The organism is Oceanobacillus salinisoli (assembly GCF_009733865.1).
GTDB lineage: Bacteria > Bacillota > Bacilli > Bacillales > Amphibacillaceae > Oceanobacillus > Oceanobacillus salinisoli.
Genome location: NZ_WOFB01000034.1, coordinates 1 through 25,617, shown reverse-complemented (window position 1 = coordinate 25,617; position 25,617 = coordinate 1). Strand labels below are relative to the sequence as shown.

The window sequence follows — 25,617 nt, the reverse complement described above, 5'->3', positions numbered from 1 at the left end:
TACACATAAATTTTAAAAAAACACTTTTATTTACTTAAAGGAGGAACTATAAATGGCTAAAGAAAAATTCGACCGCTCGAAAAGTCACGTTAACGTTGGTACTATCGGACACGTTGACCACGGTAAAACTACTTTAACTGCTGCAATTACTACAGTAATGCACAAGAAATCTGGTAAAGGTAGCGCAATGGCGTATGATCAAATTGATGGTGCTCCAGAAGAAAAAGAACGTGGAATTACGATCGCAACTTCCCACGTTGAATATGAAACAGACACTCGTCACTATGCACACGTAGACTGCCCAGGTCACGCTGACTATGTTAAAAACATGATTACTGGTGCTGCGCAAATGGACGGAGCTATCCTAGTAGTATCTGCTGCTGATGGTCCAATGCCACAAACTCGTGAGCACATCCTTCTATCTCGTAACGTAGGTGTGCCATCTATCGTTGTATTCTTAAACAAAGTTGACATGGTAGACGACGAAGAATTACTAGAATTAGTAGAAATGGAAGTTCGTGATCTTCTATCTGAATATGACTTCCCTGGTGATGATGTACCAGTTATTAGCGGGTCTGCTCTTAAAGCACTTGAAGGTGACGAAAAATATGAACAAGCAATCGTTGATTTAATGGCTGCAGTTGACGAATATGTTCCAACTCCAGAACGTGACAACGATAAACCATTCATGATGCCAGTTGAGGACGTATTCTCAATCACTGGTCGTGGTACGGTTGCGACTGGTCGTGTAGAACGTGGCCAAGTTAAAGTCGGTGACGAAGTTGAAATCATCGGTCTTGCTGAAGAGTCTGGCAAAACTACTGTAACAGGTGTGGAAATGTTCCGTAAGCTTCTTGACTATGCTGAAGCTGGTGACAACATCGGTGCACTACTTCGTGGTGTTTCCCGTGAAGACATCAACCGTGGTCAAGTACTTGCTAAACCTGGTTCAATTACACCACACACAAACTTCAAAGCTGAAGTTTATGTATTATCAAAAGATGAAGGTGGACGTCATACCCCTTTCTTCTCTAACTACCGTCCACAGTTTTACTTCCGTACTACGGACGTAACTGGAGTTATTCAACTTCCAGAAGGTACTGAAATGGTAATGCCTGGAGATAACACTGAAATGACAGTAGAACTAATTTCTCCAATCGCTATTGAAGATGGTACTCGCTTCTCTATCCGTGAAGGTGGACGTACTGTTGGATCTGGCGTTGTAACATCAATCCAAAAATAATAATACGATAAAGACAGGTGGCGCTACACGCGTTACCTGTTTTTTATTGCTTAATTTCAGCTTTATTACGGTAAACACCATCTTCGGATTCGTATGTTACTAGTGGCTTTAAACACTAAAGATTATGTTAAGGCATTTATAGACCTTTAAATAACCGTTCTCTAAAGGTTGCTTCTTTTAACATAAAATCTAATTCACTTTTGATATAAACTCTTGACTAATTAAAATTCCTATTGTGATGCTCTCGCTTGTTCTAATAATAATAGCGGATTTCATTCGCTCCGGCAGAATACTTCGCTTTCCGTGGGCACGACCTCAGCCTCCTCGGAAGAAAACCGCTTCCTGCGGGGTCTTCGGAACGTGCTATTCCCACAGGAGTCTTCGTATTCTGCCTACGCTAGTATTGGTTTTCTTATTAATATGTAGCTAATAACCTATAAAAGTGACGTATGATAAGTTTCTTTTTACCTGAAGAAGTTCTCTAGAGAAATAAACTATTCTCTGATTCAACCAAACACCGATTATTAGCACTCAGATAGAATGTTGAATAGCACCAAACCAGCGGAGGAAATACACGGAGACTCCTGTGGGAAAAGAGGCATCGGTGAGACCCCTAAAGACGCGTCAGTACGAGGAGGCTCACCAGCCGCCCGCGGAAAGCGTAGTGGATTTCCGGAGCGGTAGATATCTCAAATTAAACTAATTTGCATTTCATATTAACTCTTAACAACAAACTTTGTAAATAGATCCTTGCACATAAAAATATATTCATAATATGTATAAAATATGCCCACATACTCTTGCATTTGTTAGGAGTAATATGTATAATACGTAGATGTGTGGCCGTAAAACCATATATTTTTATGGTTGCATTGACCAATCGCTTTTGATATAATTATAATGTTGGTCATTTAAAAGCGATGATGTGAGAGGTTGTTGGCACACCAGGCCCCTTTGCCATGGCAGGATGCCAAGAAATTTTCACGGAGAATGTCTATTATGATATGGGCGAAAAAGGAGGGAAAATAATGGCAAAAGAAAAAATCAGAATCCGTTTAAAAGCATATGATCACCGAGTTTTAGATCAATCTGCTGAAAAAATTGTAGACACAGCGAAACGCTCTGGAGCAAATGTTTCCGGGCCAATCCCGTTGCCTACAGAAAAATCAGTTTACACAATCTTACGTGCGGTTCATAAATACAAGGATTCACGTGAACAATTCGAAATGCGTACACATAAACGCTTGATCGATATTGTTGATCCAACACCAAAAACAGTTGATTCATTAATGCGTCTCGACTTACCATCTGGTGTAGATATAGAAATTAAATTATAAAATAAGAGGTAAATATAGGAGGTGTAACGGATGACGAAAGGAATCTTAGGTCGTAAAATCGGCATGACTCAGCTATTCACAGAAAACGGCGAACTTGTACCAGTTACTGTAGTTCAAGCTGAGCCAAACGTAGTTCTACAAAAAAGAACATTAGAAAATGATGGCTATGAAGCACTACAATTCGGTTTTGCAGATAAAAAGGAATCACGTACTAATAAAGCGGAAAAAGGTCATGCTGAAAAAGCAAACACTGCCCCTAAGCGCTACGTTCGTGAATTCCGTAACGTAAATCTTGACGAACATGAGGTAGGTCAAGAAGTTAACGTTGATATTTTTCAAGCTGGTGAGAAAGTTGATGTGACAGGAACTTCTAAAGGTAAAGGATTCCAAGGTGCAATCAAACGTCACGGTCAGCAACGTGGACCAATGTCTCATGGTTCTCATTACCACAGATCTCCTGGTTCCATGGGTGCGATTGATGCAATGCGTGTATTTAAAGGTAAAAATCTACCTGGGCATATGGGGTCTGAACAAGTAACAATCCAAAACCTTGAAGTAGTAAGTGTAGATGCTGAGAAAAATCTATTACTTATCAAAGGAAATGTACCAGGTGCGAAAAAATCATACGTTAAAATCACAAGTGCGATTAAAGGTAACTAATCATACACACGAAGGGAGGATATGTCATGCCTAAAGTAGCACTATTTAAACAAGATGGAAGTAATGCTGGAGAAATCGAATTAAATGATGCGGTATTCGGTATTGAACCTAACACACATGTACTGCATGAAGCAGTAGTTATGCAGCGCGCATCTTTACGTCAGGGTACTCATGATGTAAAGAACCGTTCTGAGGTTCGTGGTGGTGGTCGTAAACCATGGCGACAAAAAGGAACTGGACGTGCTCGTCAAGGTTCAATCCGTTCTCCACAATGGGTAGGCGGTGGAACAGTTTTTGGACCTACACCACGCAGTTATAGCTATAAGCTACCTAAAAAGGTACGTCGCTTAGCGATTAAATCTGCATTATCTTCTAAAGTAAAAGAGGATAGCTTAGTTGTTTTAGAGGCTCTTGCAATGGAAACTCCTAAAACAAAAGAAGTAGTAAATATGCTGGATGCATTAAATGTTGAAGCAAAAGCGTTAATCGTGACAGGCAGCAAAGATGAAGTGGTAGCTCGATCAGCTAACAATCTTCAATCTGTTAAAGTTCTGACTGTAGAAGAATTAAATGTTTTAGACTTGCTTACGCATGACAAGCTAATCTTAACGAAAGATGCAGCTGAAAAAGCAGGGGAGGTGCTTGCATAATGAAAGATCCACGTGATATTATTAAGCGCCCTGTCATTACTGAGCATTCTGCAGATTTAATGGCAAGCAAAAAATATACGTTTGAAGTATCCCCGAAAGCAAACAAAACAGAAATCAAAGATGCGATTGAAACAATTTTTAGTGTGAAAGTTGTTAAAGTAAACACAATGAATCTTAAAGGTAAATTTAAGCGAATGGGTCGTTACGGTGGATTCCGCCCAAATCGCAAAAAAGCCATTGTTGAACTATCTGAGGATAGTAAAGAACTAGATTTCTTTGAGGCTTAATAACTAGAATATTGAGAAGGAGGGAAACAAGATGGCGATTAAAAAATACAGACCAACATCCAATGGTCGTCGTAACATGTCTGTTTCTGATTTTGCGGAAATCACTACAGACAAACCGGAAAAATCCCTATTAGCTCCGTTAAGTAAACGTGGCGGACGTAATAATCAAGGGAAATTAACGGTTCGTCATCAAGGTGGCGGTCATAAGCGTCAATACCGTATTATTGACTTCAAGCGCAATAAAGATGGTATACCAGGACGCGTTGCTACAATTGAGTATGATCCAAACCGTACAGCTAACATTGCATTGATCCATTATGTTGATGGAGAAAAGCGTTATATATTAGCACCAAAAGGACTTCAAGTAGGTCAGGAAATTGAATCTGGAGAAAATGCGGATATTAAAGTCGGAAATGCACTTTCGTTAGAAAATATCCCAGTTGGTACAATCATTCATAACATTGAATTAAAACCAGGTAATGGCGGACAACTAGCACGTTCCGCTGGTGCAGAGGCACAAATTTTAGGACGTGAGGACAAATACACGTTAGTTCGTTTAGCTTCTGGTGAATCTCGTTTAATTTTAAGTACTTGTCGTGCAACGATTGGTCAAGTAGGTAATCTTGAACATGAATTAATTCGTGTTGGTAAAGCTGGACGATCTCGTTGGTTAGGTAAACGCCCAACAGTTCGCGGATCTGTTATGAACCCGAATGATCACCCACATGGTGGTGGTGAAGGACGTGCGCCAATCGGACGTAAATCACCAATGTCTCCTTGGGGCAAACCAACTCTTGGCTACAAAACGCGTAAACGTAACAAGCCGTCTGATAAATATATTGTTCGTAAACGTAAAAAATAAACGAAATCACAGACGGGAAATAAGGCCCGTCTCTCACTTGCGGAAGGAGGTTTATCCATGGGTCGTAGTTTGAAAAAAGGACCTTTTGCAGATGACCATTTATTGAAGAAGATTGATGTTTTAAACGAATCAGACAAGAAACAAGTAGTAAAAACTTGGTCTCGTCGTTCTACAATCTTCCCTCAATTCGTAGGTCATACAATCGCAGTTTATGATGGACGTAAGCACGTTCCTGTATATATAACCGAAGATATGGTCGGACATAAATTAGGTGAATTCGCGCCAAGCCGTACGTATAAAGGGCATGCTGGCGATGACAAGAAAACAAAACGTTAATGAGAGGAGGCGCTAATGCATGCAAGCAAAAGCCGTTGCAAAAACAGTTCGTATTGCTCCTCGTAAAGTTCGTTTAGTTGTTGATCTAATTCGAGGAAAAAACGTTGGTGAAGCAGTTGCGATTTTACGTCATACACAACGTGGTGCTTCTCCAGTTGTAGAAAAAGTATTAAAATCTGCTATTGCAAACGCAGAACACAACTATGAAATGGATCCAGATAGTCTAGTAATATCTGAAGCATATGTAAATGAAGGTCCAACATTGAAACGTTTCCGTCCACGTGCACAGGGACGCGCAAGCAGAATAAATAAACGCACCAGCCACATTACGGTGGTTGTAACAGAAAAGAAGGAGGGATAGTTAGTGGGTCAAAAAGTAAATCCAACAGGTCTTCGCGTAGGCATTATTAAAGACTGGGAATCAAAATGGTATGCTGGAAAAGACTATGCAGACTTACTACACGAAGATATTAAGATTAGAGAATATCTTGAAAATCGCTTAAAGATTGCTGCTGTTTCTTCTATTGAGATTGAACGTGCGGCAAACCGTGTAAACATTACTATTCATACTGGTAAGCCAGGCATGGTAATTGGTAAAGGCGGTTCTGAAGTAGAAGCTCTACGTAAATCTTTAAATGCTTTAACAGGGAAACGAGTACACATTAACATTGTGGAAGTTAAAAAAGTAGATCTTAACGCTAAATTAGTAGCTGATAATATTGCACGCCAATTAGAAAATCGTATTTCATTCCGTCGTGCTCAAAAACAAGCTATTCAACGCGCAATGCGTGCAGGAGCTAAAGGAATTAAAACACAAGTTTCTGGACGTCTTGGTGGAGCAGATATCGCTCGTGCGGAACATTACAGTGAAGGAACAGTACCACTACACACTTTGCGTGCTGACATCGACTATGGCACTGCAGAAGCAGACACTACTTATGGTAAACTAGGTGTTAAAGTGTGGATTTATCGTGGAGAAGTCCTTCCAACTAAAAACGAAAAATAAAGGAAGGGGGCAAATGCATTATGTTAATGCCTAAACGTGTAAAACATCGTAAACAACATCGTGGTAAATTGACAGGTCAAGCTAAAGGTGGAACTACCGTAGCATTCGGTGAATATGGTATTCAAGCAGTAGAGCCTGCGAGAATTACAAGTCGTCAAATCGAGGCTGCTCGTATTGCGATGACTCGTTATATGAAACGTGGCGGTAAAGTTTGGATCAAAATATTTCCAGACAAACCGTATACTAAAAAACCCCTAGAAGTACGAATGGGTTCTGGTAAAGGTGCTCCTGAAGGATGGGTAGCAATGGTTAAACCAGGAAAAGTTATGTTTGAAATTGCAGGTGTACCTGAGGAAGTTGCACGTGAAGCATTAAGACTTGCTTCTCATAAACTGCCGATCAAAACTAAATTTGTAAAACGTGAAGAAATTGGTGGTGAAAACAATGAAGGCTAATGAAATTAGAGATTTAACCACTGCCGAAATTGAACAAAAAGTAAAATCGTTAAAAGAAGAATTATTTAATCTTCGCTTCCAACTTGCAACAGGACAATTGGAAAACACTGCACGAATTCGTGAAGTAAGAAAAGCAATTGCACGTATGAAAACTGTTATTCGTCAACGTGAATTAAACGTAAATAACTGATTCAAGAGAGGAGGTTAGCCTCGTATGACAGAACGTAATAATCGTAAAGTTTATACTGGTCGTGTAGTTTCAGATAAAATGGATAAGACAATCACAGTTGTTGTTGAAACTTACAAAAACCATAAATTATACGGAAAACGAGTTAAATACTCTAAGAAACTTAAGGCTCATGATGAAAACAACCAAGCGAAAGCTGGAGATGTTGTTCGCATTATGGAAACTCGTCCACTTTCAGCAACTAAACGTTTTCGTCTAGTTGAAGTCGTGGAAGAAGCAGTAGTTATATAATAAGTCGGCTCCGAATGTCCGAAGGGAGGTCACAGTTATGATTCAACAAGAAACTCGATTAAAAGTTGCAGATAACTCTGGTGCTCGTGAATTGTTAACCATTAAAGTTTTAGGTGGCTCAGGTCGTAAAACAGCTAATATTGGTGATGTTATTGTTTGTTCCGTAAAGCAAGCAACACCAGGAGGCGTTGTCAAAAAAGGTGACGTAGTAAAAGCTGTTATTGTACGTAGTAAATCTGGCGCTCGCCGTAAAGATGGATCATATATTCGTTTTGATGAAAATGCTGCCGTAATTATTCGTGACGATAAAAGTCCAAGAGGAACTCGTATTTTTGGACCTGTAGCACGTGAATTACGTGATGCTAAATTCATGAAAATCGTATCTCTAGCTCCAGAAGTTCTATAAGCTGATAAATTGACTTGTCAAGGAGGTGCGTAAAGCATGCATGTAAAAAAAGGTGATAAAGTAAAAGTATTATCAGGCAAAGACCGTGGTAAAGAGGGTGTTGTTTTAGAAGCATTCCCTAAAAAAGACCGTGTACTTGTAGAAGGTGTGAACATGATTAAAAAGCACGCAAAACCTTCTCAAGAGAATCCACAAGGTGGAATCTTAAACATTGAAGCGCCAATTCATGTTTCTAATGTCTTACCAATAGATTCAAAATCCGGTGAGCCAACTCGTGTTGGTTATGAAGTACGTGACGGAAAGAAAGTCCGAATCGCTAAAAAATCCGGTGAACTTTTAGATAAATAATTCGCTGGCGGAAGGAGGGCGACATAATGAACGAATTACAACAAAAATATCAAAAAGAAATTGTACCATCTCTAATGGGAAAATTTAATTACGATTCAGTAATGCAGGCACCAAAGGTTGAGAAGATTGTGATCAACATGGGTGTTGGTGATGCTGTTCAAAACTCTAAAGCATTAGATAGTGCAGTGGAAGAACTAGCTCTAATTTCTGGTCAAAAACCACTTATTACTCGTGCGAAGAAATCCATCGCTGGTTTCCGTTTGCGTGAAGGTATGCCAATCGGTGCAAAAGTAACACTTCGCGGTGAACGTATGTATGAATTCCTACAAAAGCTTATTGCTGTTTCACTTCCACGTGTACGTGACTTCCGTGGAATCTCCAAAAAAGCTTTTGATGGTCGTGGTAATTACACTTTAGGTGTGAAGGAACAACTAATTTTCCCAGAAATTAATTATGATAAAGTAAATAAAGTTCGTGGTATGGATATTGTTATTGTAACTACTTCCAATACTGATGAAGAAGCACGTGAACTTTTAGCTCAGCTAGGCATGCCTTTCCAAAAATAAGCTAAGAGCTAATACAAGGAGGGAAAATTGTGGCTAAAAAATCGATGGTTGCGAAACAAAAACGCCCACAAAAATATCAAGTTCGTGAATATACACGTTGTGAACGCTGTGGTCGTCCACATTCTGTAATACGTAAATTTAAACTTTGCCGTATTTGTTTCCGTGAACTTGCCTATAAAGGTCAAATTCCTGGTGTCAAAAAAGCAAGTTGGTAATCCCCGATTCGGGAAGGAGGTATTTTAGTAATGACTATGACAGATCCAATTGCAGATATGCTAACTCGTATTCGTAATGCAAACATGGTTAAACATGAAAAATTAGAACTACCAGCATCTAAAATGAAACAAGAAATTGCTGATATTCTTAAGCGCGAAGGATTCGTTAAAGACTATGAAGTAATTGAAGATAATAAGCAAGGTGTTCTGCGTATTTTCCTTAAGTACGGTCCAAATGAAGAAAAAGTTATTACTGGTATCAAACGTATCAGTAAACCAGGATTACGTGTATATGCTAAAGCTAACGAAGTACCTCGAGTACTAAACGGTCTAGGTATTGCTATCGTTTCAACTTCTAGAGGTGTGTTATCTGATAAAGAAGCACGTTCTCAGGCAGTTGGCGGCGAAGTATTAGCATATGTTTGGTAATTAATTTTTATTAAGAGGAGGTGCAATGAATGTCTCGTATAGGACTTAAACCAGTTGAAATTCCTGAAGGTGTAGAAATAAAACTTGATGGAAATACAATTACTGTTAAAGGACCTAAAGGTCAATTAACAAGAGAATTACATCGTGAAATGAAAATTAATATAGATGGCAATGTTCTTACTGTTGAGCGCCCAAGCGATAACAAAGAACATCGTGCCCTGCACGGTACAACTCGTAGCATCATTAACAACATGGTGGAAGGTGTAAGTAAAGGATTTGAGAAATCACTTGAAATCATCGGTGTTGGTTACCGTGCACAAAAACAAGGTAACAAAGTTGTCATTAACGCGGGTTATTCTCACCCGGTTGAAATTGAACCAATCGATGGAATCGAAATTGAGGTACCAAAAAATACAGAAGTAACTGTAAAAGGTATTGATAAGCAATTAGTTGGTGCCGTTGCAGCTAACATCAGATCAATCAGACCACCTGAGCCATATAAAGGCAAAGGTATCCGTTATGCTGGTGAATATGTACGCCGCAAAGAAGGTAAAACTGCTAAGTAAGAATAGATAGAGCAGAAAGGAGTGACGTAGATGATCACAAAACCTGACAAAAACGTTGTACGTAAAAGAAGACATAGTCGTGTCCGCAAAAATTTAGTTGGTACTACGGAACGTCCTCGTTTAAACGTATATCGCTCAAATAAGCATATTTATGCTCAATTAATAGATGATACAACTGGAACTACAGTAGCAAGTGCTTCTACAAAAGATAAAGAGCTTAACGTGGAATCAACTGGTAACGTTGAGGCAGCAAAACAAGTCGGAGAATTGATTGCGAAACGTGCTCAAGATAAAGGACTCAAATCAGTTGTTTTTGATCGTGGAGGATATCTTTATCATGGTCGTGTGAAAGCATTAGCTGATTCTGCCCGTGAAGCAGGACTTGAATTTTAAAAAAAGAAGGAGGGAACCCTTAAATGAATACAAGTATCGATCCGAATAAATTGGATCTTGAAGAACGAGTTGTTGCGGTAAACCGTGTTTCTAAAGTAGTTAAAGGTGGACGCCGCATGCGCTTTGCAGCAATTGTAGTGGTCGGAGATAAAAACGGTCATGTAGGTTTTGGTACTGGTAAAGCACAAGAAGTACCTGAAGCTATTAAAAAAGCAGTAGATGATGCAAAGAAAAACTTAATTACTGTACCATTAGTTGGAACTACTATTCCTCATGAAGTCCATGGAAGATTCGGTTCTGGAAGAGTACTAATGAAACCAGCATCTGAGGGTACTGGAGTTATCTCTGGTGGACCAGTACGTGCGGTCTTAGAATTAGCAGGTGTTGGTGATATTCTTACTAAATCCTTAGGTTCAAATACACCAATTAATATGATTCGTGCAACAATTGAAGGTTTAAATCAGTTAAAACGTGCCGAAGATGTTGCAAAATTACGTGGAAAGTCCATCGAAGAACTGTTAGGATAATAAGGAGGGAAATATTATGTCTAAAAAATTAGAGATCACCCTCACACGGAGTGTTATTGGCAGAAAAGAAAAACAGGTTAAAACTGTTGAAGCATTAGGTCTTAAGAAAATTCGTCAATCCGTAGTTCTTGAAGATACTCCATCCGTACGTGGAATGATTAGTAGAGTATCTCATCTTGTAACGGTGAAAGAAGTTTAATAAACATAAGTGTAAAGAGGAGGTGCTCGCATGAAACTGCATGAATTAAAAGCCGCAGAGGGAACTCGTAAAAACAGAAATCGTGTTGGTCGCGGACCTTCTTCAGGTAATGGTAAAACTTCCGGAAGAGGGCATAAAGGTCAAAAAGCTCGTTCTGGTGGTGGTGTGCGTCCTGGTTTTGAAGGTGGACAAATGCCTTTATTCCAACGTTTGCCAAAACGTGGTTTTACCAACATTAATCGCAAAGAGTACGCAATTGTTAACCTAGAAACATTAAATCGTTTTGAAGAAGGCACAGAGGTTACTCCTGAGCTATTACTAGAAGAAGGTGTCGTAAGCAAGTTAAACGCAGGCATTAAAGTGCTTGGAAAAGGTGCTATCGAAAAGAAACTAACAGTAAAAGCTCATAAGTTCTCTACTTCTGCTAAAGAAGCTATTGAGGCAGCGGGCGGTAAAACTGAGGTGATCTAATGTTTCGTACATTCTCCAATTTATGGCGCGTTGCTGATATTAGACGGAAAATAATTTTCACATTACTTATGTTGATTGTCTTCCGTCTAGGTACTTTTATACCTGTACCATTCACAAACAATGCCGCTATTGATTTTATGAACAGCCAGCAAAATGTATTTGGATTTCTAAATACATTTGGTGGTGGAGCGTTACAGAACTTTTCTATCTTTGCAATGGGGATTATGCCTTATATTACCGCATCAATCATCATGCAATTATTACAAATGGATGTCGTTCCAAAGTTCACAGAATGGAAAAAGCAAGGGGAAATGGGCCGTAAAAAACTTGCCCAATTCACACGATATTTCACAATTGTATTAGCATTTATTCAAGCTATTGCAATGTCCGTTGGATTTAATGCATTAGCTGGAGGGTTACTCATAGAGAACCCAAACTTTATGAAATTTCTCGTTATTGCGATTGTATTAACTGCAGGAACTGCATTTTTAATGTGGTTGGGTGAGCAAATTACGGCACATGGCGTCGGTAATGGAATCTCAATCATTATTTTTGCGGGTATCGTAGCTGCAGTGCCAAATGGCGTGATGCAATTGTACAGTCAGTATTTCGTAAATCCTGGCGATCAATTGTTTATCAATATCATTATTGTTGCCATTATTGCATTGGTTGCCATAGCTGTCGTTGTAGGCGTTGTTTTTGTCAATCAGGCATTAAGAAAAATACCTGTCCAATATGCAAAAAAATTAGTTAATCGGTCTCCTGTTGGTGGTCAATCGACTCACCTGCCACTAAAAGTGAATGCAGCTGGTGTTATTCCAGTTATCTTTGCGATTGCTTTTATGATTGCACCGAGTACCATTGCTAGTTTCTTTGAAGGGCAAGTTGCAGCGACAATTACGCAAATCTTTGACTATACTCAACCAGTTGGTATGGTGATCTATATCGCCTTAATTATCGCATTTACGTATTTTTACACATTTGTTCAAGTGAATCCGGAGCAAATGGCAGAAAACTTGCAAAAACAAGGTGGATATATTCCTGGTATTAGACCTGGTAATAATACGGAAACCTATCTGACCAGAGTTATTAATCGTTTAACTTTTGTTGGAGCTATTTTCCTAGCGGCAGTTTCTGTATTACCGATTGTTTTAGGGGGTCTTGCTAATCTGCCAACCGCAGTACAAATCGGCGGCACAAGTTTACTAATCGTTGTAGGTGTTGCGTTGCAAACAATGAAGCAACTAGAAGGTCAGTTAGTGAAACGTCACTACAAAGGATTTATTAAGTAATTTCCTGCTGCCAATGAGAGCGAGGGGAAAAGGATGAACTTAATATTAATGGGATTACCTGGTGCTGGTAAAGGTACACAGGCTGAGAAAATTAATAATAAATATAATATTCCTCATATATCTACAGGGGATATGTTCCGACTGGCAATTAAAGAAGGAACAGAACTCGGGAAGCAAGCTAAACAATTTATGGATCAAGGCGAACTTGTTCCAGATGAGGTAACAATTGGTATTGTCCAAGAACGTTTAAGTAAAGACGACTGTAAAAATGGTTTCTTACTGGACGGATTTCCAAGAACCATTGCACAGGCTGAAGCATTGCAAAAACTTCTTGCAGAAATGGGGCAAACGATTGATTACGTCGTACACGTAGATGTACCAGAAGAAAAATTAGTGGAGCGTCTTACTGGTCGTAGAATTTGTCCAACATGTGGCACAGCTTATCACGTCATTTTTAATCCTCCTAAAGAAGAAGGAATTTGTGATAAAGAGGGTTCACAGTTAGTTCAACGAGATGACGATAAACCTGAAACGGTGAAGAATCGTTTATCCGTTAATATGGAGCAAACACAACCGTTGCTGGACTTTTACGATAAAAAAGGATATCTTGTAAAAGTAAACGGAGATCAAGAAATTGATGAAGTTTTCCAAGATATTCAAGGATTCCTTGATAAATAACTTCACTTTTAACGATTTGCAAGGAATAGATGCATTTCTACTTGGTAATCGTTATAATAAATGTGATAGTTTTAGGGAAACTCATAATTAACTTTATATAAAGTGACACTGAAAGAAATAGCCTTTAATGGTGACATTTAAACTATAGCCTAAGTGCAGGTGATCTTGTTGAACGAAGGTGAGTCGATTCCGCTTTTGGGTCAAGTTGTTCGTGTTTTGCAAGGACGTGAGGCGGGTCAATACATGATTATTATAGAATTAGTAGATGATCGTTATGTCTTGCTAGCAGATGGGGAAAAGCGTAAAACGAATCGACCAAAGAAAAAGAATCTGCATCATATTGAAGTGATGGATTATATTTCCCCAGAAGTCCAAAACAGCCTTCTAGAAACTGGTCGTGTCACAAATGGAAAATTGCGATTTGCGATATCTAAGTTTATGAGTGAGATTGTGACTGAACTGAAGAAGGGAGATCTACACGATGGCGAAAGATGATGTAATTGAAGTCGAAGGTACCGTGACTGAAACATTGCCGAATGCAATGTTTAATGTAGAGCTTGAAAATGGCCATACCGTATTGGCTCATGTTTCTGGTAAAATTCGTATGCATTTCATTCGTATCTTACCAGGAGATAAAGTAACGGTTGAACTTTCTCCATATGATTTAACCAGAGGACGAATTACGTACCGTTATAAATAGACTCTCTCCATATAAAAGGAGGTAACACTGGTGAAAGTAAGAGCATCTGTAAAACCAATATGCGAAAAATGCAAAGTTATAAAACGCAAAGGCAAAGTTATGGTTATTTGCGAAAATCCAAAGCATAAACAAAAACAAGGTTAAACAAGGAGGTGCAAAAATTTAATGGCACGTATTGCAGGTATTGATATTCCACGTGAAAAACGTGTAGTAATTTCGTTAACATATATTTATGGAATCGGAAAAGCGACTGCACAGAAAGTCCTTAAAGAAGCTGGCGTTTCAGAAGACACTCGTGTACGCGATTTAACGGAAGACGAATTAGCAAGCATCCGTAAAGCGATTGATCCATATACAGTTGAAGGTGATCTTCGCCGTGAAGTATCACTTAATATTAAACGTTTAATCGAAATTGGTTCTTATAGAGGACTACGTCACCGTCGTGGCTTACCAGTCCGTGGACAAAACACGAAGAACAACTCACGTACTCGTAAAGGCCCACGTAAGACTATGGCTAACAAAAAGAAATAAGTAAAGGAGGGTTAATGAAATGGCTCGTAAAACAAATACACGCAAACGTCGTGTGAAAAAGAATGTGGAAACCGGTATTGCGCATATCCGTTCTACATTTAATAATACAATTGTTACCATTACGGACAAACAAGGGAATGCAATTGGCTGGAGTTCAGCAGGTGCACTAGGTTTTAAAGGTTCACGTAAATCTACTCCATTTGCTGCACAAATGGCTGCTGAAACTGCTGCTAAATCTGCAGTTGAAAATGGAATGAAAACTTTGGAAGTAACAGTTAAAGGTCCAGGAGCTGGACGTGAAGCTGCAATTCGTTCACTTCAAGCAGCTGGTTTAGAAGTTACAGCAATTGTGGATGTAACACCAGTTCCTCATAACGGTTGTCGCCCACCAAAACGTCGTCGTGTTTAATTTTACCGTATAGAATTTGTCACCCTGTCAATAATGGGTTATGATAGCTAAAATATTGGTGATTAATGTCACTTACAGCATCTAAGATAAACAGTACGTTAATATCAAGGTAGTGCAGAAACGCCAACTGCCTATTTGAGGAATTTCGGTTAGACGAATGTCTAGCCGGGGTTTCGACGTTTTAAAGGAGGGTTTTATTTAATGATCGAGATTGAAAAACCAAAAATTGAAACGGTTGAAATCAGTGATGATGCTACATTGGGGAAATTCGTAGTCGAACCGCTTGAGCGTGGATATGGTGCCACACTAGGAAACTCCTTGCGTCGTATCCTACTATCCTCACTTCCAGGTGCTGCTGTTACATCCGTTCAAATCGACGGGGCACTGCATGAGTTTTCAGCGATTGATGGAGTAGTAGAGGATGTAACACAAATCGTTTTAAACTTAAAAAAATTAGCTTTGAAAATCTATTCGGATGAACCAAAAACTTTGGAACTTGATGTTCAAGGTGAAGGAAAAGTTACTGCACGGGATTTCACTTATGATAGTGATGTAGAAGTTTTAAATCCTGAACTTCATATTGCTACATTGAACAGCAAAGGAAACCTGCACATGAAAGTTACAGCGGAACGTGGTCGCGGTTATCGTCCAGCTGAAGAAAATAAACGTGATGACCAAGCAATTGGTGTCATTCCAGTTGACTCCATCTTCACTCCTGTATCACGCGTAACCTATCAGGTTGAAAATACACGTGTTGGGCAAGATACTAACTTTGATAAGTTAACATTGGATGTTTCAACAGATGGAAGTATTCGTCCTGAAGAAGCTATATCTTTAGGTGCAAAAATTGTAACAGAGCATTTTAATATCTTCGTAGGTTTAACAGACGAAGCACAAAATGCTGAAATTATGGTTGAAAAAGAAGAAGATCAAAAAGAAAAAGTAATGGAAATGACAATTGAGGAATTGGATCTTTCCGTTCGTTCTTATAATTGTTTGAAACGTGCTGGAATTAATACCGTTCAGGAGCTTGCTAATAAGTCTGAAGAAGATATGATGAAAGTACGTAATTTGGGTCGTAAATCATTGGAAGAAGTCAAAGTTAAATTAAATGAACTTGGCTTAGGTTTACGCGAAGACGACTGATAATGACAGTCACCTAGAGTTTTGAAAAAGGGAGGGTTATAGTCCATGGCTAGAAAATTAGGACGTACAACAGATGCCCGTATGGCACTTCTTCGTAATCTGGCTTCTGATTTAATCATTCATGAACGTTTGGAAACAACAGAAGCAAAAGCGAAAGAATTAAAGTCTATTGTAGACAAAATGATTACATTAGGTAAACGTGGTGATCTTCACGCGCGTCGTCAAGCATCTGCATTTCTTTATAATAAAGAGGCTGATGATGAAAACAATGTTATTCAAAAATTATTTGATGACGTTGCTGCACGTTATGAAGATAGACAAGGTGGATATACACGTGTTCTTAAACTAGGCGAGCGCCAAGGTGATGGAGCAAAAATGGCTATCATTGAATTAGTTTAATGATGAACATGCGGCAAGGGCAGGACTCAATTCTCTCACGAGGTGAATCCAAGCCCTTTTTTTGTATAGATATGTTTGAAAAGAATGGATGTTTTCTATGAGGCTTTTGTCACTATATCTATAAACTGCAAATTAATTTTAGATGCTATTGGAGCTTAAACTACGCTACGGAAAGCGAAGTATTCTGCCGGAGCGGATGCAAACATGCTATCATCATTAGAACAAGTGAGAACAACATAAAAGAAACTTTTTACTATTTCGCATTTATTATCCATTGTGAAGGATGAAAATGTAGCAAAACTTATGTAAAGAGCTAAAATAATAGAGAAAGTAATTACGATAGTACTGGTTGAGTAAATGGTACTAATTTCTGTGTATATTCCACATTTGCCGTGGCGGGAAATCAGGGGGATTTTATATGTCAAACAAGTTAATAGAATTTAAAAATGTATCGTTTCGTTATGGAGAGGATGAACCCTGGGTATTAAAAAATGTTTCTTTTGCGATTGAAGATGATGAATGGGTTGCTATTATCGGTCATAATGGTTCAGGGAAATCTACCATAGCTAAGCTCATAAATGGATTGCTCTTCCCGCAGCAGGGTGAAATCATTATAGCTGGGAAGAAAGTTACGGAGGATACGGTCTGGGATATTCGAAAAGAAGTAGGGATGGTTTTTCAAAACCCCGATAATCAGTTTGTTGGTGCGACAGTACAGGATGATGTTGCATTTGGTATGGAGAATCGCGGGGTTTCTAGAGAGGTAATGATAGAACGTATTAATCAGACATTGAAGGCAGTTGGCATGCAGGATTATAGACTGACAGAGCCACATAGACTTTCTGGAGGGCAGAAGCAGCGAGTAGCTATTGCTAGTGTATTAGCCATCTCACCAAGTGTATTAATCTTGGATGAGGCAACTGCTATGCTCGATCCAAGCGGGCGCAAAGAAATTATGCAAACCGTATCACAGCTGCAGGATAAACAGGGGCTTTCGCTTATTACTATTACTCATGATTTGCAAGAAGTTGTACAAGCTGATCGTGTTATCGTAATGAATAATGGGGAAATCTGGGATGAAGCCGTACCAAGAGCGATCTTTTCAAAAAAAGGTGAGCTGAGGAAAATTGGGTTGGATGTACCCTTTGTTGCCATTTTAGCAGATGCATTAAAAGAAGCTGGGATTATGATATCTCAAGAACCTTTAAACCACGAAGAGCTGTTGGAGGACTTATGGACATTACATTCGAAAACGTAACTTATATTTATCAGCATAATACCCCATTTGAACATAAGGCATTGGAAAATTTATCATTTCATATTGAGTCAGGTTCTTTTGTTGCTGTCGTAGGACATACTGGCTCAGGGAAATCAACGCTTATAAGCCATTTAAACGGCCTTTCCATACCAACTAAAGGGAAAGTGAGGATAGGGGACTATTCTCTGTCTAAAGAGCATAAACCAGGCGATATGAAGGAATTACGGAGTCGTGTTGGTGTAGTGTTTCAATATCCCGAACATCAATTATTTGAAGAAACGGTTGAAAAGGATATTGCTTTTGGACCGGAAAACTTTGGTGTGTCTGAAAGAGAAATAAAGAAGCGAATTCAAGAAGTGATTCCAGCTGTGGGTCTGCCAGAATCGATGCTGGAGCGGTCACCGTTTGATTTAAGTGGAGGGCAAATGCGAAGGGTTGCTATTGCCGGGGTTCTCGCAGTGAAACCAGATGTTTTAGTACTTGATGAACCAACTGCAGGACTGGACCCAAGAGGTCAAAAAGAAATCATGGATATGTTTTACCGATTGCATAAGGAACAGGGGTTAACGACAATACTTGTTACACATAGTATGGAAGATGCGTTAAAATATGCAGACCATGTCATGATCCTTAACAAAGGAACGAAATATTTAGAAGGAAAACCAGAAGATGTTTTTATACAGAAAGAGGCATTGAATCAAGTGCAATTAGATGTGCCAGAGATCGTACAGTTTCTAATTAGCTTTGAACAGAAATTTAAAACCGCCATTCCATATCAGAAGCAGTCTGTAGAAGAAATAGCCAGGCAGGTTCAGCGAGTAGTAATAGGAGATGAGCTGCTATGAATAACTCTTTAATTATTGGGCAATATGTTCCTGGAGATTCGCTTGTCCATCGCTTGGATCCACGGACAAAAATCACAATAATCTTTTTCTATGTATTTATTGTCTTTTTTGCTAATAATCTTCCCAGTTATGGTATTTTAATTCTATTTGCCTTAAGTAGTATGCTCACATCCAGAGTACCCATTCGGTTTATTATGAAAGGTTTAACACCTGTTTGGTTTTTAATTATTTTCACGTTTATATTACACTTGTTTGTTACCAAAGAGGGGAATGTTATTTTTAATTTCTGGATTTTTGAGTTTTATTCTGGCGGTGTGATTCAAGGGATTGCCATATCCACAAGGTTTTTCCTGTTAATTCTAGTAACATCTCTTTTAACACTGACGACAACACCAATTGAGATTACAGATGCCATTGAGGATATGCTTAGACCTTTAAACAAAATTAAATTTCCTGTTCATGAACTAGCATTAATGATGTCCATTTCACTAAGATTTATACCAACACTTATGCAGGAAACCGAGAAAATATCCAGAGCTCAAGCATCACGGGGAGTAGATTTTAGGACTGGGCCAGTAAAAGAACGAATAAAAGCAGTTGTCCCATTACTTGTCCCACTGTTTGTCAGTGCGTTTAAACGTGCAGAGGAACTTGCGATGGCAATGGAGGCTCGGGGTTACCAAGGTGGAGAAGGTAGGTCCAAACTAAGGGAATTAAAAATTGAGAAGATTGATATATTCGTTTATTTCATCTTTGTACTGGTTATCATGATATTATTTGCTACTAGAACTTATGGATGAGGAAGGCTGTAACAATGGTAAGATTGAAATGCACAGTCCAATATGATGGAACGTTATTCTACGGGTTTCAAATTCAGTCGGATAAGCGAACCATACAAGGAGAAATAGAAAAGGTACTACAGAAGATGCATAAGGGTGAAAAGATACGTATTGTAGGTTCTGGACGTACCGATGCCGGTGTACATGCAAAGGGGCAGGTTATTCATTTTGATTCTTCCTATCATCTTTCTGAAGCAAGTTGGAAGAAGGCGCTGAATACCCAATTGCCCAATGACATTTACATTGAACAAGTAGAGAGCGTAGAAGGGGACTTTCATGCTCGATTTGATGTAGTAGCGAAGGAATACCATTATCTTGTTCTAAACAGGGAAGCACAAGATGTGTTTAAACGTAATTATATGCTTCATGTTTCCTATCCTTTGGATGTGGACAAAATGAAGGAAGGATGCCGTTATTTGGAAGGAACACATGATTTTACGACATTTTCTTCACCAAGGACGACGGTTACAGGCAGTAAAGTAAGAACCATTTATCATGCATCCTGTGAAAAAAACGGAGATGAAATAGAATTTATTTTTCGTGGGAGCGGCTTCTTATATAATATGGTAAGAATTATGGTTGGTGTACTTTTGGAAATTGGCCGAGGCAAAAGGGAACCTGAGGATATTCCGCTTCTATTTGAAAAAAAAGACCGCCGATATGCAGGAAAAACCGTTAATCCACAAGGTCTTTACATGTGCAAGGTAAAATATGAATAATCGCAATAAAACCGAAAAAACTGCCGGTTAACCTTGACAACTGACCCACATGTGTTATATTATGATTTATGGCATTTTATTTCTTAAAAACCATGATTAGCCCCGGAAACTAATTATGATTAAAGAATGAATATAAATTTGAAACGATTTAATGAAATATGGAGGGAAACTATCATGCGCACAACTTTCATGGCGAATGAAAACAATATCGAACGCAAATGGCTTGTTGTGGATGCAGAAGGCCAACGTCTAGGTCGTCTAGCAAGTGAAGTTGCTGCAATCCTTCGCGGAAAGCATAAACCAACTTACACGCCACATGTTGATACTGGTGATCATGTGATCATTATTAATGCAGAAAAAGTAGAATTAAGTGGAAACAAATTAAATGACAAAATGTACTATAACCACTCTCAGCATCCAGGTGGACTAAGAGCGCGTAATGCATATGAAATGCGTTCTAAATATACGGAAGAAATGATTGAACGTACGATTAAAGGGATGCTTCCAAAAGGATCTTTAGGTCGTAAAATGGGTAAAAAGCTACATGTATTCAGAGGCTCTGAACACAATCATCAAGCACAAAAACCAGAAGTTTACGAACTTCGTGGGTAATTGAGGAGGTAAATGATTTTGGCACAAGTACAATATTACGGAACAGGTCGTCGTAAAAGTTCAACTGCTCGTGTACGTCTAGTACCAGGTACAGGTAACATTACAATCAATGGTCGTGAGGCAAGAGACTATTTCCCATATGAAACACAACTTCTAATTCTTAACCAGCCACTAGCGGCTACAGAAACAGAAGGAACATATGATGTAATAGTAAACGTTGATGGTGGAGGATTCACTGGTCAAGCTGGTGCAATCCGTCACGGTATCTCTCGTGCATTACTAGAAGCAGATCCTGAATATCGTTCAACATTAAAACGTGAAGGATTCTTAACTCGTGATGCAAGAATGAAAGAACGTAAGAAATACGGTCTTAAAGGCGCTCGTCGTGCACCACAGTTCTCAAAACGTTAATATATACGTTTCAAGGCTCTCAACCAATATGGTTGGGGGTCTTTTTTGTACGTTAGAAAGCATAAAATTTTTCCGTTTCAAGTTTAAGAAAAACGATCACATTTACTGAGGTGCGAGCGAGTGTGGTCGTTTTTCTAATGGGATAAGAAAGTATAAATTTGCGCTTTGATGTCTAGCTCCATCGCCCAGCGACTAGCGGACTTCCCTCACCTCCGTACGATAAAGAAGACTTGCCGATTGGTGAAACCAGAGGCTTAGTCGCACTTATACCCTTGCGGTGAAAGTCAATATCGACTCACTCTGTTCGTCGTGTTTCCTTTATCTCCTACAGGGACTGTTCGGTTAAAACCGCCGCTATGCGCCGCAACACCGAACCACCTGGCATGGCCAGGCGCAGTCCGTACGTCGCTAAACGGGCGCTTGCGTTTTTCTAATGGTTTTAAAAGCTATGGCTGTTTTCAAAAAGATTGGGATGTGTCTACGATTACTCGGCACAACAGCGAAGAAGTGTATCAGATTAGTCTTTCAGTTGTTAATTGTAAAAATTTGGTAAACTGAAAATATAAGAGAATCCCACCCTCGAATTTAAAATTCTAGTACGTATATTTTATATAGGAGGGATTGTGTGGAACGAAGAAACTTCATCGTAAATTTCTTACTATGGTTATTATCATTTTTTTATGGATATAAAATTGGGAATTGGGATCAGTCCAATTCAGATCCAATAGAGGATAGTAACGGGGAAACAATACCTAGGAAACTTGAGTCTGTGAGCGAAGATTTATCTGAAACTATGGAAGATATTAAAACTAGAGGAATTAATGTCAAATATCCTCCAGCACCTTTAGTTGGTGCAAAGGTAGATGGTGTTACCGATGATACGCAAGCAATAAGAGCAGCTTTAGAGCTTGCGGAAACATATAAAACAAAGGTTATTATCCCTGGTATATCGGTGATAACAGGAGAAATAGAAATCAAGGCCCCAATGGTTATTGAAGGTGTTGGTTCTGGTACAGGTTATGGAAATGACTTAAGAGAATACCGGCAGATTAGTGGTTTTTTAGTGAAAGGCACAGGGAAAAAACGAGTACTGACGCGAAGGAAGCACCGTAAAAATGCATTTAGTTCGCAGGATGATCCGATATCAGTTGCTTTAAATATTCAAGCAGAAAATGTCGTTTTAAAAGATTTTACAGTATTTTTAGATTTTGATAAGAAAAATAATTCCCGAACGAACTATGGAGCTAAATGGGATATTGGGATTTTTGTCGGCTGTAGAACCCATTTTTATGCGGAGAATGTACATGTTTTAGGCTATTTTCGAGAAGCTGGTTTTTATTTTGATGTTACACATGCAACGAATTTACCTCGCTTTATGGACCTAAATGGAAATACATATGATAACACCAACAATATTAGTGGTGGAGACGGTTGTACGTTAGTGAAGTGTTATACAAGGGGGGCTAAATGGGGAGTTCATGTTGCTGGAGTTCTTCCGGGTGATCATGAAACCTACTATGATGAACTATCAGGTAAAAGGGTACCCGACTGGAGAGGCTCATTTGGATTTTCAGACTTTACCATGTATAGCTGTTCAATTTATGGTACAGATCATCATAGTAATTATAGGAGAAAAGCCGCAAGTGGTGATTATTTATCAGATACCGCTGGTGGTGCCATGTATATTAATGCCAGAGCAAATAATGCGAATCAAACGGTTCAAGGGATGCGCTTTTTCAGCTGCAGGTTTGCGTCATTTGAACCATATCGCGTGCGACTAGATCAAGCGAACAGAGTTATGTTCTATGGCTGTCATATTGAGAAACGATCAGGGATTAAAGCAAAAAATCCAGATGGTTCGGAGGTGAAATTTGATCATAACGATACGTATGGGGTCATCACTTGTACAACAAGAACAAATAATGTTTATGCGACAGGTATGACGGGTAACTTAAGTAAAGCGTTTATTCCTTCATCCGTTCAGTTTGATAATTTTGCACCTATAGGGGATGCAGATGGAAATAAAACTACCAGAATGATTCATGCAAGTGGTTTTGGTGCTATATCAGGGGAACTAGGTTTGCGGTCAGCGGATAAGACTTCTCCTGTTCGGTTTTATCATGGAGATTCCGATGCAGCCTTAATAGATAATAGTGGTTTAAAGTTTTTAGAAGCAATTGAAAACCCTATAATTGCATCCACTTCTGGTGATTTAAATCTAAGCTCAGCTACAGATTCCTTTATACGTTTTCGCTCAGGTTTGGATACGGTTGCTTACTTGGATAGAGCCGCTTTGAAGCCTGCTAAGGATAATAAAGTGAATTTAGGGAGTTCTTCACAACGTTTTAATCAGATTTATACAAGTACAGGTATTATTAACACTTCTGATAGAAATGCGAAACGAGAAATAAAACCTATTACTGACCAAGTGCTCGATGCTTGGTCAGAAGTGGAATACTCTCAATTTCGCTTTAAAGACGCAGTAAAAGAGAAAGGACGCAAAGCGAGGATTCATTTCGGACTTATTGCACAGGAAATTGATGAAGTCTTCCAAAGACATGGATTAAATGCATTTGATTACGGAATCCTCTGTTATGAAGAGTGGGAGGATGAATTTGAGGAAGTAACAGAAGAAAAGAACATGATTGACAAAGAGACAGCAGCAAAAGCATCTACTGCAAAAATGAAAAAAATTAGGTCTGCTGGTAGTCTATATAGTATTCGCCCTGATGAATGTTTAATGCTGGAGGCAGCCTTAATGCGCAGAACTCAAAAACGTTTAGAAGATAGATTTTCAGAGTTGGAAAAATAGGAAGTATATATTTCTCTATATGTACGTGTGCAAAATAAGAATGAAAAGGACCGATTAGTTTTGGTCTTTTTCATTCTTCGTAAGATTTTTTTCCTTTTGAGTGATCCAGTAGCCGATGATTCTTAACTCAATTAAGGAAATTCCTCGCTTTTCAGCCTCTTTTTCAATAAAAGCTTTTTCATGTAGAAGGGTATTTACATTTATTCCTTTATCAATGTTTTTATGTATATAAAAGTAAAAGCATCCGAGCAGTTCGGTTGATAGCTTTTTATAAAAATTTGTTCGACTCAATATTCTTCTCCCCTAGCTAATTGTTTCTGTCTGGTGTTATGTATTCTATTACCCAATTACCATATTAAAAAAACTCCTCCCTATCATAAGCTTGTTATTAGCCAAGCTTTCCAATTGCTATCGGGAAATTTCCTAAGCATGAAAAAAGCCAAAAAAAGGTAGCATTCAGCTTCCTCTTTTTGGCTTATGTCTAGCTTATTTGTCTAGTTCATTGCTGCCTTTTTGAGTTGGGTTAACAATAAATAAAATGACACTTTTATCACGTTCAAAATCCCAAGAAGTAAATACATCATCAATCTTTGCATCAAAGACAGATTCTAAACGCATACTGTTATGCAATAATCGTTTTTCTACTTTTCTTTTAGCAGTTCGTAGGATTTCTGTTTGTCCCATCCGAATTAATTCTCTTTCGATGGTGATAAATATGCCTGTTCGTAAAACAATATATGTCCTGTCATTCAGTTTAACGGATATAACCTCTTCAGGGGCCTTTTGTGCTTGCTGACTAATATGATTAATCTCTTGATGCAAATCTTCCTTCCCAAGAAAGTTCTTCTTGGATAATTCTAAGAGATCGGATGAATCTTCAGCAATCGCTACAAACATTCCTGAATGGTTATGCAATCCCCAGTCAATAATAAAACTCTTTGATTGAAAAACCTGTTATGACTTTCATATAGGCCTTTATTTCTGGTATGAGGCCCTTCATTAAAATGTCTCTGGAAGTTTGCACAAGGGCGTCTTGTTTTTCACTTATTAGAACTTTTTCCATAGGAGACAGGAAATTACGTAAATATACAGTAATAAAAGGTTTTCTTATAGAAACAAAGACTGTCTCAGGTCCTCGGCCAAAGTTATCCCTTAATAATTTCCCGATATAACTCGCCAATTCCTTTTGATTTTGTTCTAGTTCCAAAATGAACATCCTTTTAATTCAGATAAAAGCGTATTTATCTTTTATCCGGATTTAATTGTAATTGCTATTGTTAAAATTATCAACTAAATTGTCGATTTTATTCACCTTAGATAGGAAAAAAAGAATGCCTTCCAAATTACATGAAAAATAAACAGCTTGGGAATATAATTAATAGCGAATCTGAAGTGATAAGAGGGACAGGCTATATGATCAAGAAGCAGAAAAGCTGTTAAAGATTATCGGTATAATGGATAAAAAAATAGGCTCTTTTCGCAAAGTTTGTTGTTATTGTATTGATAAAAACTGTGAACCAGTATAGTGATCC

41 protein-coding genes are annotated in these 25,617 nt (G+C 38.6%); 38 read left to right on the top strand and 3 right to left on the bottom strand.

The genetic code is table 11. The features are described 5' to 3' along the window. Positions 1 to 52: 52 nt before the first annotated feature. From tuf to GMJ66_RS18150, 38 genes are all read left to right on the top strand, one after another. Positions 53 to 1,243, top strand: a complete 1,191-nt coding sequence (gene tuf, locus GMJ66_RS18335) for an elongation factor Tu (RefSeq protein WP_156291766.1) — start codon at positions 53 to 55, stop codon at positions 1,241 to 1,243. Between the two features lie 1,028 nt (positions 1,244 to 2,271). After that, positions 2,272 to 2,580, top strand: a complete 309-nt coding sequence (gene rpsJ / locus GMJ66_RS18330; RefSeq protein ID WP_068677165.1) for a 30S ribosomal protein S10 — start codon at positions 2,272 to 2,274, stop codon at positions 2,578 to 2,580. A 30-nt stretch (positions 2,581 to 2,610) separates the two neighbouring features. Continuing rightward, positions 2,611 to 3,240: a 50S ribosomal protein L3 gene (rplC, locus tag GMJ66_RS18325; protein ID WP_156291765.1), complete on the top strand. Its 630-nt coding sequence runs from the start codon at positions 2,611 to 2,613 to the stop codon at positions 3,238 to 3,240. A gap of 26 nt (positions 3,241 to 3,266) precedes the next feature. Then, the gene (rplD, locus tag GMJ66_RS18320; RefSeq protein ID WP_156291764.1) at positions 3,267 to 3,890 is read left to right on the top strand and encodes a 50S ribosomal protein L4; all 624 of its coding nucleotides are present in this window, start codon (positions 3,267 to 3,269) and stop codon (positions 3,888 to 3,890) included. Then, a complete protein-coding gene (rplW, locus tag GMJ66_RS18315) occupies positions 3,890 to 4,177 on the top strand; it encodes a 50S ribosomal protein L23 (protein ID WP_156291763.1) in 288 nt (95 codons plus the stop codon). The genes rplD and rplW overlap by 1 nt, the downstream gene beginning before the upstream one ends. 31 nt (positions 4,178 to 4,208) lie before the next feature. Further along, entirely contained in the window at positions 4,209 to 5,039 is an 831-nt protein-coding gene (gene rplB, locus GMJ66_RS18310) for a 50S ribosomal protein L2 (RefSeq protein WP_156291762.1), read from the top strand. A 57-nt stretch (positions 5,040 to 5,096) separates the two neighbouring features. Next, positions 5,097 to 5,375, top strand: coding sequence for a 30S ribosomal protein S19 (rpsS, locus tag GMJ66_RS18305; protein ID WP_121204883.1), 279 nt, complete (start codon positions 5,097 to 5,099; stop codon positions 5,373 to 5,375). A 19-nt stretch (positions 5,376 to 5,394) separates the two neighbouring features. After that, complete coding sequence (gene rplV / locus GMJ66_RS18300; protein WP_156291761.1) at positions 5,395 to 5,736, top strand: 50S ribosomal protein L22; 342 nt, start codon at positions 5,395 to 5,397, stop codon at positions 5,734 to 5,736. A gap of 3 nt (positions 5,737 to 5,739) precedes the next feature. Beyond that, entirely contained in the window at positions 5,740 to 6,381 is a 642-nt protein-coding gene (gene rpsC / locus GMJ66_RS18295; RefSeq protein ID WP_156291760.1) for a 30S ribosomal protein S3, read from the top strand. A gap of 20 nt (positions 6,382 to 6,401) precedes the next feature. Further along, entirely contained in the window at positions 6,402 to 6,836 is a 435-nt protein-coding gene (gene rplP / locus GMJ66_RS18290) for a 50S ribosomal protein L16 (RefSeq protein WP_156291759.1), read from the top strand. Beyond that, on the top strand, positions 6,826 to 7,026 hold the full coding sequence (gene rpmC, locus GMJ66_RS18285; RefSeq protein WP_047185895.1) for a 50S ribosomal protein L29: 201 nt from the start codon (positions 6,826 to 6,828) through the stop codon (positions 7,024 to 7,026). The genes rplP and rpmC overlap by 11 nt, the downstream gene beginning before the upstream one ends. 24 nt (positions 7,027 to 7,050) lie before the next feature. Beyond that, positions 7,051 to 7,314 carry a 30S ribosomal protein S17 gene (rpsQ, locus tag GMJ66_RS18280; protein WP_156291758.1) on the top strand — a complete coding sequence of 88 codons (264 nt, stop codon included), beginning with the start codon at positions 7,051 to 7,053 and terminating at the stop codon, positions 7,312 to 7,314. A gap of 37 nt (positions 7,315 to 7,351) precedes the next feature. Next, positions 7,352 to 7,720: a 50S ribosomal protein L14 gene (gene rplN / locus GMJ66_RS18275; RefSeq protein WP_156291757.1), complete on the top strand. Its 369-nt coding sequence runs from the start codon at positions 7,352 to 7,354 to the stop codon at positions 7,718 to 7,720. Between the two features lie 36 nt (positions 7,721 to 7,756). After that, positions 7,757 to 8,068, top strand: coding sequence for a 50S ribosomal protein L24 (rplX, locus tag GMJ66_RS18270; RefSeq protein ID WP_156291756.1), 312 nt, complete (start codon positions 7,757 to 7,759; stop codon positions 8,066 to 8,068). Between the two features lie 26 nt (positions 8,069 to 8,094). Beyond that, positions 8,095 to 8,634: a 50S ribosomal protein L5 gene (gene rplE, locus GMJ66_RS18265; protein WP_156291755.1), complete on the top strand. Its 540-nt coding sequence runs from the start codon at positions 8,095 to 8,097 to the stop codon at positions 8,632 to 8,634. A 29-nt stretch (positions 8,635 to 8,663) separates the two neighbouring features. Continuing rightward, positions 8,664 to 8,849 (top strand): type Z 30S ribosomal protein S14, encoded by a 186-nt coding sequence (locus tag GMJ66_RS18260; protein WP_047185890.1) that lies wholly within the window; start codon positions 8,664 to 8,666, stop codon positions 8,847 to 8,849. 30 nt (positions 8,850 to 8,879) lie between these two features. Then, on the top strand, positions 8,880 to 9,278 hold the full coding sequence (gene rpsH / locus GMJ66_RS18255) for a 30S ribosomal protein S8 (RefSeq protein ID WP_156291754.1): 399 nt from the start codon (positions 8,880 to 8,882) through the stop codon (positions 9,276 to 9,278). Positions 9,279 to 9,307: 29 nt separating this feature from the next. Next, positions 9,308 to 9,844: a 50S ribosomal protein L6 gene (rplF, locus tag GMJ66_RS18250; protein WP_156291753.1), complete on the top strand. Its 537-nt coding sequence runs from the start codon at positions 9,308 to 9,310 to the stop codon at positions 9,842 to 9,844. Positions 9,845 to 9,874: 30 nt separating this feature from the next. Beyond that, positions 9,875 to 10,237: a 50S ribosomal protein L18 gene (gene rplR, locus GMJ66_RS18245; protein ID WP_156291752.1), complete on the top strand. Its 363-nt coding sequence runs from the start codon at positions 9,875 to 9,877 to the stop codon at positions 10,235 to 10,237. A gap of 23 nt (positions 10,238 to 10,260) precedes the next feature. Beyond that, the gene (gene rpsE, locus GMJ66_RS18240) at positions 10,261 to 10,764 is read left to right on the top strand and encodes a 30S ribosomal protein S5 (RefSeq protein WP_156291751.1); all 504 of its coding nucleotides are present in this window, start codon (positions 10,261 to 10,263) and stop codon (positions 10,762 to 10,764) included. Positions 10,765 to 10,780: 16 nt separating this feature from the next. Beyond that, positions 10,781 to 10,963 carry a 50S ribosomal protein L30 gene (gene rpmD / locus GMJ66_RS18235; protein WP_156291750.1) on the top strand — a complete coding sequence of 61 codons (183 nt, stop codon included), beginning with the start codon at positions 10,781 to 10,783 and terminating at the stop codon, positions 10,961 to 10,963. Between the two features lie 30 nt (positions 10,964 to 10,993). Further along, entirely contained in the window at positions 10,994 to 11,434 is a 441-nt protein-coding gene (gene rplO, locus GMJ66_RS18230) for a 50S ribosomal protein L15 (protein WP_156291749.1), read from the top strand. Next, positions 11,434 to 12,726, top strand: coding sequence for a preprotein translocase subunit SecY (gene secY, locus GMJ66_RS18225; RefSeq protein ID WP_156291748.1), 1,293 nt, complete (start codon positions 11,434 to 11,436; stop codon positions 12,724 to 12,726). Before rplO ends, secY begins: the two co-directional genes overlap by 1 nt. Positions 12,727 to 12,759: 33 nt before the next feature. Further along, positions 12,760 to 13,404 (top strand): adenylate kinase, encoded by a 645-nt coding sequence (locus GMJ66_RS18220; RefSeq protein ID WP_156291747.1) that lies wholly within the window; start codon positions 12,760 to 12,762, stop codon positions 13,402 to 13,404. A 168-nt stretch (positions 13,405 to 13,572) separates the two neighbouring features. Then, positions 13,573 to 13,899, top strand: a complete 327-nt coding sequence (locus GMJ66_RS18215) for a KOW domain-containing RNA-binding protein (protein WP_156291746.1) — start codon at positions 13,573 to 13,575, stop codon at positions 13,897 to 13,899. Next, positions 13,886 to 14,104: a translation initiation factor IF-1 gene (gene infA, locus GMJ66_RS18210; protein WP_010095735.1), complete on the top strand. Its 219-nt coding sequence runs from the start codon at positions 13,886 to 13,888 to the stop codon at positions 14,102 to 14,104. Before GMJ66_RS18215 ends, infA begins: the two co-directional genes overlap by 14 nt. Positions 14,105 to 14,134: 30 nt before the next feature. Next, positions 14,135 to 14,248 carry a 50S ribosomal protein L36 gene (rpmJ, locus tag GMJ66_RS18205; RefSeq protein WP_010095733.1) on the top strand — a complete coding sequence of 38 codons (114 nt, stop codon included), beginning with the start codon at positions 14,135 to 14,137 and terminating at the stop codon, positions 14,246 to 14,248. Positions 14,249 to 14,269: 21 nt separating this feature from the next. Next, positions 14,270 to 14,635 carry a 30S ribosomal protein S13 gene (rpsM, locus tag GMJ66_RS18200; RefSeq protein ID WP_156291745.1) on the top strand — a complete coding sequence of 122 codons (366 nt, stop codon included), beginning with the start codon at positions 14,270 to 14,272 and terminating at the stop codon, positions 14,633 to 14,635. 19 nt (positions 14,636 to 14,654) lie between these two features. Further along, complete coding sequence (gene rpsK / locus GMJ66_RS18195; RefSeq protein ID WP_156291744.1) at positions 14,655 to 15,044, top strand: 30S ribosomal protein S11; 390 nt, start codon at positions 14,655 to 14,657, stop codon at positions 15,042 to 15,044. A gap of 201 nt (positions 15,045 to 15,245) precedes the next feature. Next, entirely contained in the window at positions 15,246 to 16,190 is a 945-nt protein-coding gene (locus GMJ66_RS18190) for a DNA-directed RNA polymerase subunit alpha (RefSeq protein ID WP_156291743.1), read from the top strand. 45 nt (positions 16,191 to 16,235) lie between these two features. Then, positions 16,236 to 16,589, top strand: a complete 354-nt coding sequence (gene rplQ / locus GMJ66_RS18185; RefSeq protein ID WP_156291742.1) for a 50S ribosomal protein L17 — start codon at positions 16,236 to 16,238, stop codon at positions 16,587 to 16,589. Positions 16,590 to 17,007: 418 nt separating this feature from the next. After that, entirely contained in the window at positions 17,008 to 17,847 is an 840-nt protein-coding gene (locus tag GMJ66_RS18180) for an energy-coupling factor ABC transporter ATP-binding protein (protein WP_156291741.1), read from the top strand. Next, the gene (locus tag GMJ66_RS18175; protein ID WP_156291740.1) at positions 17,823 to 18,692 is read left to right on the top strand and encodes an energy-coupling factor ABC transporter ATP-binding protein; all 870 of its coding nucleotides are present in this window, start codon (positions 17,823 to 17,825) and stop codon (positions 18,690 to 18,692) included. The genes GMJ66_RS18180 and GMJ66_RS18175 overlap by 25 nt, the downstream gene beginning before the upstream one ends. Further along, entirely contained in the window at positions 18,689 to 19,492 is an 804-nt protein-coding gene (locus tag GMJ66_RS18170; protein WP_156291739.1) for an energy-coupling factor transporter transmembrane component T family protein, read from the top strand. The genes GMJ66_RS18175 and GMJ66_RS18170 overlap by 4 nt, the downstream gene beginning before the upstream one ends. 14 nt (positions 19,493 to 19,506) lie before the next feature. Beyond that, on the top strand, positions 19,507 to 20,250 hold the full coding sequence (gene truA / locus GMJ66_RS18165) for a tRNA pseudouridine(38-40) synthase TruA (protein ID WP_156291738.1): 744 nt from the start codon (positions 19,507 to 19,509) through the stop codon (positions 20,248 to 20,250). Between the two features lie 174 nt (positions 20,251 to 20,424). Next, positions 20,425 to 20,862 (top strand): 50S ribosomal protein L13, encoded by a 438-nt coding sequence (gene rplM, locus GMJ66_RS18160; protein ID WP_156291737.1) that lies wholly within the window; start codon positions 20,425 to 20,427, stop codon positions 20,860 to 20,862. An 18-nt stretch (positions 20,863 to 20,880) separates the two neighbouring features. After that, a complete protein-coding gene (gene rpsI, locus GMJ66_RS18155; protein WP_156291736.1) occupies positions 20,881 to 21,273 on the top strand; it encodes a 30S ribosomal protein S9 in 393 nt (130 codons plus the stop codon). Between the two features lie 625 nt (positions 21,274 to 21,898). Further along, positions 21,899 to 24,085 carry a tail fiber domain-containing protein gene (locus GMJ66_RS18150; protein WP_156291735.1) on the top strand — a complete coding sequence of 729 codons (2,187 nt, stop codon included), beginning with the start codon at positions 21,899 to 21,901 and terminating at the stop codon, positions 24,083 to 24,085. Positions 24,086 to 24,139: 54 nt separating this feature from the next. Here GMJ66_RS18150 and GMJ66_RS18145 read toward each other — a convergent pair whose 3' ends face one another. The 3 genes from GMJ66_RS18145 to GMJ66_RS20810 form a co-directional block, all read right to left on the bottom strand. Beyond that, positions 24,140 to 24,376: a hypothetical protein gene (locus tag GMJ66_RS18145; RefSeq protein WP_156291734.1), complete on the bottom strand. Its 237-nt coding sequence runs from the start codon at positions 24,374 to 24,376 to the stop codon at positions 24,140 to 24,142. A gap of 195 nt (positions 24,377 to 24,571) precedes the next feature. After that, entirely contained in the window at positions 24,572 to 25,000 is a 429-nt protein-coding gene (locus GMJ66_RS20815) for a Na-translocating system protein MpsC family protein (RefSeq protein ID WP_231514977.1), read from the bottom strand. 7 nt (positions 25,001 to 25,007) lie between these two features. Continuing rightward, positions 25,008 to 25,292: a Na-translocating system protein MpsC family protein gene (locus GMJ66_RS20810; RefSeq protein ID WP_231514976.1), complete on the bottom strand. Its 285-nt coding sequence runs from the start codon at positions 25,290 to 25,292 to the stop codon at positions 25,008 to 25,010. Between the last annotated feature and the right edge of the window lie 325 nt (positions 25,293 to 25,617).